Source organism: Mycobacterium sp. TH-M25 (genome assembly GCF_057473665.1).
The window spans coordinates 1-8,525 of the sequence record NZ_JBYCLA010000074.1; the positions used below are offsets into that span (position 1 = coordinate 1).

General features: G+C 63.4%; 11 protein-coding genes. 7 read left to right on the forward strand and 4 right to left on the reverse strand.

Annotated features, from left to right (window positions below):
* The 3 genes from AC2VOU_RS02740 to AC2VOU_RS02750 form a co-directional block, all read left to right on the forward strand.
* The coding region (locus AC2VOU_RS02740; RefSeq protein ID WP_486955980.1) for an MGMT family protein at positions 1-223 on the forward strand (223 nt) is incomplete at its 5' end.
* Between the two features lie 215 nt (positions 224-438).
* Positions 439-1,500 (forward strand): hypothetical protein, encoded by a 1,062-nt coding sequence (locus AC2VOU_RS02745; RefSeq protein ID WP_486955981.1) that lies wholly within the window; start codon positions 439-441, stop codon positions 1,498-1,500.
* Between the two features lie 31 nt (positions 1,501-1,531).
* On the forward strand, positions 1,532-1,903 hold the full coding sequence (locus AC2VOU_RS02750) for a hypothetical protein (RefSeq protein ID WP_486955982.1): 372 nt from the start codon (positions 1,532-1,534) through the stop codon (positions 1,901-1,903).
* Here the strand turns inward: AC2VOU_RS02750 and AC2VOU_RS02755 are convergent.
* The 3 genes from AC2VOU_RS02755 to AC2VOU_RS02765 are packed head-to-tail and all read right to left on the reverse strand — an operon-like array spanning position 1,890 to position 4,235.
* A complete protein-coding gene (locus AC2VOU_RS02755; protein ID WP_486955983.1) occupies positions 1,890-2,180 on the reverse strand; it encodes a hypothetical protein in 291 nt (96 codons plus the stop codon). The two genes, AC2VOU_RS02750 and AC2VOU_RS02755, sit on opposite strands and share 14 nt — an antisense overlap.
* 56 nt (positions 2,181-2,236) lie before the next feature.
* Entirely contained in the window at positions 2,237-3,727 is a 1,491-nt protein-coding gene (locus AC2VOU_RS02760; RefSeq protein WP_486955984.1) for a molybdopterin-dependent oxidoreductase, read from the reverse strand.
* Between the two features lie 16 nt (positions 3,728-3,743).
* On the reverse strand, positions 3,744-4,235 hold the full coding sequence (locus AC2VOU_RS02765; RefSeq protein WP_486955985.1) for an oxidoreductase: 492 nt from the start codon (positions 4,233-4,235) through the stop codon (positions 3,744-3,746).
* Positions 4,236-4,325: 90 nt separating this feature from the next.
* On the opposite strand from AC2VOU_RS02765, the gene AC2VOU_RS02770 reads away from it, so the two are divergent.
* The 4 genes from AC2VOU_RS02770 (at position 4,326) to AC2VOU_RS02785 (ending at position 7,241) form a co-directional block, all read left to right on the forward strand.
* On the forward strand, positions 4,326-4,829 hold the full coding sequence (locus AC2VOU_RS02770; protein ID WP_486955986.1) for a MarR family transcriptional regulator: 504 nt from the start codon (positions 4,326-4,328) through the stop codon (positions 4,827-4,829).
* Between the two features lie 405 nt (positions 4,830-5,234).
* Positions 5,235-6,185, forward strand: coding sequence for a Rieske (2Fe-2S) protein (locus AC2VOU_RS02775; protein WP_486955990.1), 951 nt, complete (start codon positions 5,235-5,237; stop codon positions 6,183-6,185).
* A complete protein-coding gene (locus AC2VOU_RS02780; protein WP_486955987.1) occupies positions 6,182-6,667 on the forward strand; it encodes a hemerythrin domain-containing protein in 486 nt (161 codons plus the stop codon). Before AC2VOU_RS02775 ends, AC2VOU_RS02780 begins: the two co-directional genes overlap by 4 nt.
* Before the next feature lie 274 nt (positions 6,668-6,941).
* Positions 6,942-7,241, forward strand: coding sequence for a protein UsfY (locus tag AC2VOU_RS02785; RefSeq protein WP_486955988.1), 300 nt, complete (start codon positions 6,942-6,944; stop codon positions 7,239-7,241).
* Between the two features lie 227 nt (positions 7,242-7,468).
* Here the strand turns inward: AC2VOU_RS02785 and AC2VOU_RS02790 are convergent.
* A partial coding sequence (locus AC2VOU_RS02790; protein WP_486955989.1) for a cupin domain-containing protein occupies positions 7,469-8,525 on the reverse strand: 1,057 nt, incomplete at its 5' end.

The following is an 8,525-nucleotide window of genomic DNA, read 5'->3' on the forward strand; positions in this document are numbered from 1 at the left end:
CGGACGGGTCGCCTCCTACGGCGACATCGGCGCCACGATCGGCGTCGACCCCCGTCAGGTCGGCCGGGCAATGAGCCAACTCGAGGACGATATTCCGTGGTGGCGGGTTGTATACGCCGACGGAACGCCCGCGACCTGCCACCACCGCACCGCCGCCGGGTTGCTGGCCGACGAACAGATCCCAATGCGGGGATCGAAGGTTGACATGCGGCGAGCTCGCTGAGGCTGATTCGATGCCATCATGTCGTCGAGTGTGAACGTGGAGGTCTATCACCGGGTAGCTCGGAGCAGAACGTGTTGCAACAAACGCTGCGTTCTACGCAGCTCTGGTGGGCACGGCTCGGCATTGCCGAAAAGCACACTTTTGCGAGCTGGTGTAGCCGGACGTCATTGCGGGTATTCTCCGAAAGAGTAGACGGCGGAAGGCAGGACCGTAGCGTGACCAACGGTTTCGGCCATTGGTGGTCACTTGGTCGGTTGTGCGCAGTGGCGGCGGCGGGGACTCTCGTCGCGGCGGGTTGTTCGTCACCCGGCGCATCGCTGGAAAGCGCACCTGACATCACGCTGAACTCGGTCGGCGCGGTACTGCACAATCCGGTGTGGTCGTATCGGACCCACGCCCTCGTCGCGCTCACGGATGATCACCGATTAGCGGAAGTCACTGATCTAGTGCACTCTGCCAACGCCAGGACGAGAATGTCCGAGCCGATGGCCGCGGGACGCAACCTCCAAATCAGCCAGAGAGACGACCGTCAGGTGTTCGTGCCGCAGCCCGGGCGCGGCAAGGTCGCCGTCGTCGACCTCGCCAGCCTGCGCGAGGTGGATGACTTCGACGCCGGTCCCGCTCCGGCGTACCTCTCGGAAAACGCCGGCATGCGGGTGTTGCTCGCGCTGTCGGCGGACGGATTGTCGGTGACTCCGGTGGATGAGTACGGTGTCCGGAAAATGCCCGTCGCCACGATCACCGGAGATCCCGCCACCACCATCGCCGGCTCCAACCGCGGGCGCGAGATCGACTACCACCTCTACGGACCGTCCGGGATCCGGTATTACAAAGGTTCGTCGTCCCCGCCCGAGGAAGACGGTTCGCTGCGCATGGATGTCGCGGTCGCGGCAGGCGACGGAACTCAAGTGACGCGCAGCTATGTCGCGGGCCGCGACGATGATGTGCTGTATGCGATCGGTTCGCGCCGGGGTGGGGAGGGCCTGCACGTGCTTGCCAGCGCCCGATTACCTTCGGCCATCCGTTATCTGGGCACCGACGACACCCGGATCTATGCCGCCACCGACCGCGAGGTGGTGGTCTTGGAGACGGACAGCTTCACCGGATTTCCCCACCAGAGCATTCCGGTGATCCGCGTGACCAATTACCGAGCGAACCTGCCGGCCGGTGCGGTCCAGTCGGCGCCACTCTCGGGTATGGCCGTCGGACCGGACCGCGTATTTCTCACGTTGGCGGGGACACCGCATGTGGTCAGTGTGGCAAAGCCACGCTTGTGACACGGCATAGGACGCACAGCAGGAGGGCTCGATGAGCACGGCACCGCAGCAGGACTCGGCGACAGTGTGTATTGATGACGACGTCGAGTTGCTCACCGAACAGATCACGGCGCTCAAGGAACTCGGAGACAAGGACGACGTCGACGACGACGAGATCTACGACCTCAGCATCAGATGGGGCACCGCCCTTGCCGGGCGACTGCCGCGGTTAGTGCACTACAGTTCGCTCGGGTCGCTCGGCGACGCAGATCAAGGCCGCTTTCAGTCGCTGTGCGACGATTTGCGCGCCGTCGCCGACCTGATTGACAGGTTCGGGTTCGCCCGACCGCTGTTTGACGAGATGCCTGGCCGCCGCACACCCCGACGCGTCAATTTCTTACGCAAGCGTTTCAACTTGAAGTAGCGGCCTCGGCCTGATCGAGAAAATCCTTGTCGCGCAACTTGATCGCGGTGCGTGGCTGCGAGCAGTCCGGATTGCGGCACGTCAACGCCACCAGGTAGGCGTCTTCGTCTTCGTCGAGAAACAAGAAACCGAGGTAGAGAGCGTGCCCGACGTCGAAGTCGGTCTCGCCGCAGCTTTCGCAATGCCCGCCTTTAGCGGCGACCTGCTCCAAAACCCGTTGCCTGCCATGGGGTTCCAGGCTGATCAGCTCGGGCCGCACCATCGCGTCGTCACTCATCGGCGCCGCTCCTCTCTCATCGCTGCGCTCTGCGTCGTCACCGGCGCGAGTCATAATCAGATCTCCGCGTCTTTTGCGTAGTAGACGTTGTCCTCGCGCCAACCACCTTGGCCATAGCCGATCGCGCGGTAATCGTCGATGAACTCGATCTGAGTGATCCACTTGGACATCTTGAACCCGACCTGGGTTTCCAACCGCAACCGCAATGGTGCGCCGTGCTTGATCGGTAGCGGCGTCCCGTTCATCTCGTAGGCCAGCAGGGTCTGCGGTTTGTAGGCGAGTTCGAGATCAATTACCTCGTAGAACTGTCCCCCGCCATGCGAGCTGGGCTCGTCGGTGCTGTTGTCCTGCATGGTCAGAAAGCAGATGTATTTCGCCTGCGACAGCGGTCGTACCAGGTCGGCGAGTTGGGCCAACGGAAGGCCGCTCCATTCGCCGATGCTGGTCCATCCTTGCACGCAGTTGTGCATCGTCCGCTGCGATTCCCGGCCGGCCAGCGATCGCAGCGTCGACAGGTCGAGGGTGACCGGCTGTTCGACGAGTCCTCCGACCCGGAGCCGCCAGTCGACGAAGTTGTGCACTGCCATCACCTTGTAGGCGATGGCAGTGGGGGGTTTGCCGTTGACCCGGTGCTCCTTGGAAATTCTGCGTTCCGGGTAATTCTGTCGCGAAGTCAACGGACGCAGCAGCCTACGCCGTACAGGACTGATGATTGCCTCCAGAACCCGGCGAACCTGAAAAGGCCGGCGCTGGCTCCACACGGTCGCGGCCACGTGAATAGCGACGATCGCGCCGATGATCACCAGCGACAGGGCCGTCGACCAGTTGGTATTGCGGACCGAGCCGAAGATCATCGAGGCGGTCAGCCGACCCCAGCCCCAGAAGAACACCATCGACAGGTGGATCACGATGAAGATCAGGAAGCTGACCAGACCGAGGAAGTGCAGGCTGCGTGCCCACTGCCGGCCTCCCCACATCTTCACATATCTTGGGAAGCGTGCCTCGACCGCCGGCGACTGGGCCGCGCCGGTGAGGATCTGAAACGGCGCGAGAACGAAAACGACACCTGCATACGCCAGCTTCTGCATGGCATCCAACGGTTCACCGGGCAGCAGCGGCGGCAGATTGAACGTCATATAGGTGACGACGTCGTTCCACGCCTCAGTAAAGATCGACCACGAGTACGGCCAGTACCGATGCCATTGGCCGGTCGCGAAGAGCAGGATGTAATAGGACAGTCCCACCAGAATCCACCCGATCACCGCCAAAAAATGCCAATGCCGGCCGATGCCCAACTCCGCATCGCCGGGCAGGGCGACCAGTGGGTGGTAGTGCTCTTCCTCGTCGAGCGTGTCGTACAGCTTGTTGCGCGGCATGACCTTGGTGGTGAAGCGGCCCCACTCGCTGCCCGGCGTGCTGTCGTCATGCGAGTACAGCTTGGGGTGGGTGGAGAGGATCTCGATACCGCTGCGCAGCAGCAACGTCAAAAACAGCACGTTGAGCCAATGGTCGACCCGCAGCCAGGCCGGGTAGTCGAGGGTGGTCATGCCGAAGCTCTCCTGTCTAGTCCAGCCAGCCTTGCCGTTGCGGGTAGGCCACATTGATGCCCAACAAGACCGACATGTGCACCGCGATAAAGCCGGCCGCGAACGCCATCTCAAAGGTCCCGGGCGCGAAATCCCAGCGGCCGGTCACCGCTATTAGCCCGGGTAAGCTCATCATCCGGCTCGTCAAATACACGCCGAGAAAAACGAGCGACACCGTGCTCCCCAGAAGCCAAGCCAGCTGTGGTATAAGCGGATTGAAGTCAAGCCAGAGAGTGCCGGCTGCGACTAGACAGCCGGCGATCAAGATCATCGCGTAGATCACGAAGTAGCGCGGCAGCCCCGTCTCCGTTGACAAGACGTAGACGTGGGTTGCGACGACGCCCAACAGCAGAAGGCCCCCCAGCGCGGTCACCGTGCGGGGGAGGTCGAAGGCGACGTATCCGCCGAGTCGCAGGATTCGCAACAACCGGCTACGGCGCCACGTCTGCATAACACCAGCCACCACCATCAGCCACCTCCGGGAGTGGCGCACGCCGCGCCGCGGGCTGGACCCCGCAACTGTTGCCACGGCGCAACTAGTATGGGCACGATGTCACTCATGAGTGCGCCGCGAGGACGCCGGGGCGCCGCGAATAGCCCGACCGCCGGCCAGGTTGACGCAGTGCTGTGCGCGTTGCGTGCCCTGGTCGGTATCGCGGCGGCGTCGATCGCCGAGGTGGACGACGTGGTGACTGTCCCGCAGTTGCGGGTTCTGGTAATGCTGCATAGCCGGGGACCGATGAACTTGGCTGCGGTGGCCGCCGCGCTCGAGGTCAACCCGTCAAACGCCAGCCGGACTTGTGATCGCTTGAGTAAAGCCGGACTGCTCGACCGCCGCGAATCGCCCAACGACCGCCGCAACGTCACCCTCAGCCTCACCGAGGGGGGTCGCCGGCTCGTGGGGAAAGTAATCAGGCATCGGCGCACCGCAATCGAGCGGGCGCTGCGTAAGATGGCGGCACCCCAACGCGAGCGGCTCGCCGAAGACTTGAACGCATTCGCCGCAGCGGCCGGCGAGCCCCTCGACGGGCTGTTCACCTTGGCCTGGCCCGCGACTCGTTGACGCCACGTGCGGTGCCCGCTCCGCTCGCTGCCGGTGACGACCGGGCCGGCCGGCGCACCGCTCACCCTGACCATAACCACCTTGATACCCGCAACCGTTGCGCCAACGCAAGGACTATTGCGCGTCCGGCCCCTCGCGGGTTTTGGCCATCCCGACCGCCGTCCCCACGCGCGGTACTTTCTCGGCCACATCGAAGAGACCGCCCAAGCGCATGTGACAGGCCACCCCGGGTGTGATCAGGCCACCAGATCCAGCCGATGAGCAGCCCTAACGCCGGTCATCGATTGCCCTATCGCAATGATTGCGTGTAACGTACTAAGACATGTCGCGGTATTGCCGCACTGCACACCTAGTTCATCGGATCGTCGGAAAGGGGCTGCTTGCGTGGATGAACCGTCGCGGCGCATCGGCTATCAATTCCAGGAGAAGTCGGGGGCGCGGGTGTTGTCCAGCATCGGCCGCCAGGACTGGCTGGATCGTCCGAGCTACCGGTTCGAGCACCTGCTCAGCTTGATGTACAACGCGCTGGGCGGTTCGCGCGATCGTGTCACCAATGCCCTGAACGGCGTGTGGCTGGGCCATCCGGCGCATCCGCCGTTGGCGTCGCTGACGACTGGCGCGATCGGGACGACGGTGGCGCTGGATGCCCTTAGCCTGTTGCCCGGTCGGCCCAGATCAGAACTCCGTGATGCGTCACGGCTTGCCTCACGTGCCCTCGGTCTGGGGATCTTGGCGAATCTGGGCTCCGCGGTCACCGGCGTGACCGATTGGCAGCACACTCACGAGCAGGACCGCCGCGTCGGGCTCGTCCATGGTGTGTTGAACGCCATCGCCACAGGACTTTACGCAAGGTCATGGTGGCACCGGCGACGAGGCCGACACCTTCGCGGGATCGTGATCAGTGCGCTCGGTTATGGCATCACCGCCGGCGCCAGCTATTTGGGCGGTGCGCTGGTGTTCGAGTCGGGTATCGGAATTGACCGGTCCGGCCCGCGGCTGCGTAGCCGGGAGTGGACGCCGGTGCTGCCGATAGCGTCGCTGCGAAACGGCACGCCGCAACGGGTCGAGGTCAACGGGGTGGGCGTGGTGCTGTGCCAGACCGCAGACGGTCAGCTGGCGGCGGTCGGCGAGTTCTGCCCGCATCTTGGCGCGCCGATGGTCGACGGCTGGGTCGATCGTGGCCGGATCGTATGCCCATGGCACGGGTCACGGTTCGCGATTGAGTCAGGAGAGGTGTTACGTGGTCCGGCACCGGCTCCGCTGCCGTGCTACCAGACCCGGCTAGTCGACGGGGTCATCGAAGTGCGCGGCGATTGGCCGGATTTGGGCGGCGCACGGAAGGAGGTGGTGAAGTGAATGCCTATGAGGTGCTCAAAGAACACCACAAGGTTCTCAAAGCTCTGGGTCGGAAGATCAGCGAGACACCCGTGGGCACCGCCGAACGGCAGACCTATCTCGATCAGATGCTCGTCGAACTCGACATTCACTATCGCATCGAAGACGATCTCTACTATCCGGCCCTCGCCGCGGCCAGCACACTGATCGCGGTCGCGCATGCCGAGCATCGTCAAATAAGCGACCAGCTCACCGTGCTGCTGCGCACACCGCAGAGCGCACCCGGATACGAGGAAGAGTGGAACTCGTTCAAGACCGTCTTGGAGGCACACGCCGACGAAGAAGAACGCGATCTTATCCCCGCTCCCCCTTCGGTGCAGATCAGCGAAGCCGAACTCGACTCGCTGGGAGAGAAGATGGCGGCCCGCATCGAAAAGTTGCGTGATTCCACCATTCACCGGCTTCGCGTGAAAGGCAAAACGACATTGCTTCGAGCAATTTAGCCTGCAGCCGAACACCATTCATGACTGCAACACAAGGGAGTCATATGCGGTGATCGCTTTACATGCCGATGTCTCAGTCCGACTGGACTTCTCACGAGTGGGCACGCAAACGCCGGGCGGGGACGCGGGGTTGCGACCACCAACCCCCAGTCTTGTTGACGCGCTATCCGCCGCACTACAGGACCGCACCTGACGTGACGGTCGGAGCGGAGGCCGGCGGCAGACAACGGCCGAGCCCCAGCGGGGTAGGCCCTAACCGTGGAAAAGGGAACTAATGGCAGATGACCAAGATGATCTAATCGATCACTTCCGCACCACCCGCCCCCGTGCCGGGTTGGCGATGAAGGATCGCTGGCACCTCCTTGGCTTGGTGCTGCTAGCGCTGGCTGTGATGGCCGTGATGCTATGCGTGAAATCTGCGGCGATCGGCGATCGGGAGTTAGCGGTCGACGCCGGCATTGTCGCTGCGCTTAGCGCGGTCGCGGGTGGGACATGGATTTTCATTGCGCGGCGCCGCATCGCCCGGCAGCAGCGGATCGAGCGAGAGCCGTCGGGGGGCGAGCATGCCAGCTGACGGTCAGAACAGGACCGCTCGTCCGGTCTATGGGTGCCGCAAGCGGTTGCGTGGTGGCGGCGCAAAGTGGGTAGGCGCGACGAGGTACTGAAAGAACACCACAGGGTTCTCAAAGCTCTGGGTCGGAAGATCAGCGAGACGCCCGCGGTCTTGGGCGCGGCAGTGATTTTCACCGCGCGGCGCCGGATCCACCGCATGGCCCGTCGGCGATATGGAGGCAGTCTGTATCAGTCGCCGGGCAGCTGGACAAGGAATCCGCTCACGACCAGGCTGCGGGCTAGCTCCGTTTGTTGCACCGTACTTAGCCCGGGGAGATCGCGAACTCGAAACGGTTCGGTGCTTTTCGAGAGGAACAGTAACGCGGCTTCGTGGTCGGCACCGGCAGTTATCGACAATTGAGCAAATTGCAGCGCGAAGCCGCCCGCGGTGGCCGTCACCCGTGAATAGAGCGGTTGATACTTCACCACCTGTGTTTGTCCGTCGATTCCGACGGCGTTCGAGACCTGTCTGACCGGCGGGCAGCGACCACGCCGGACCAGGACATCTTCCATTGTGCCGAGACCTTCTGCGATCACCCGCGGGTCCTCGACGGTCGTGACGATTTCGTGCACCAGGTCGCCTAGGCTCTTGCGTACGGCGTCGCGATCGAGATGCCGCGGTGGCAGCCGGGCGTGTACGCGGTCATCGTGCAAACTCAGCGAATGAAGCATGTGGGTGAGAAGGGTGAGTGCGGTGGGCGCGTGGATTCCGACGGTCAAGTGAACCGATGGCTCCGAGTGTGTTTCGGCCGCGTGAAATCGGCCGCGCGGCAGGTATAGCACGTCGCCGGCTTCCAGGCGCAGGTCGATGGGCAGCGAGAGGCCGGCGGTTGCAACGCCCTCCCGGCGCTGCATGTCGTGTGGCGAAACATCGTCGCCGTCGGATAGATGCCAGACTTTAGAACCCTGGATCTGAAGGATCAACACGTCGTGAGGGTCGTAGTGCGGGACGAAGCCTGTTGATTCGCGCGGCGTGATGTAGGCGTTGACTCGTGTCGGGAAGTTCAACTCAACCTCGATGGAGTGCGACAGCGAGGTAATCGCGCGCGCGTATCGCTCAATCCCGTCCAGGACGATCGTGTAGCCGTCGGCAAGGTTGTCGCGGACGCGGGCGAGATCGAGACCGCCATCAGCAAGTCGGTAGGTGTCAGGATCCTTGTCCGCGCCCCCTCTTACCAGGCGCACCGCCGACGGATCTGGCTGAACATGCTCCAAAAGTTCCTCCGCCGCCGACGGCCCGTTCAGG

Bases quoted from the DNA above. Each gene is read 5' to 3' on its own strand.
- AC2VOU_RS02785 (WP_486955988.1), top strand. From the start codon at position 6,942: ATGGCAGATGACCAAGATGATCTAATCGATCACTTCCGCACCACCCGC.
- AC2VOU_RS02765 (WP_486955985.1), bottom strand. From the start codon at position 4,235: ATGGTGGTGGCTGGTGTTATGCAGACGTGGCGCCGTAGCCGGTTGTTG.
- AC2VOU_RS02760 (WP_486955984.1), bottom strand. From the start codon at position 3,727: ATGACCACCCTCGACTACCCGGCCTGGCTGCGGGTCGACCATTGGCTC.
- AC2VOU_RS02750 (WP_486955982.1), top strand. From the start codon at position 1,532: ATGAGCACGGCACCGCAGCAGGACTCGGCGACAGTGTGTATTGATGAC.
- AC2VOU_RS02770 (WP_486955986.1), top strand. From the start codon at position 4,326: ATGAGTGCGCCGCGAGGACGCCGGGGCGCCGCGAATAGCCCGACCGCC.
- AC2VOU_RS02755 (WP_486955983.1), bottom strand. From the start codon at position 2,180: ATGAGTGACGACGCGATGGTGCGGCCCGAGCTGATCAGCCTGGAACCC.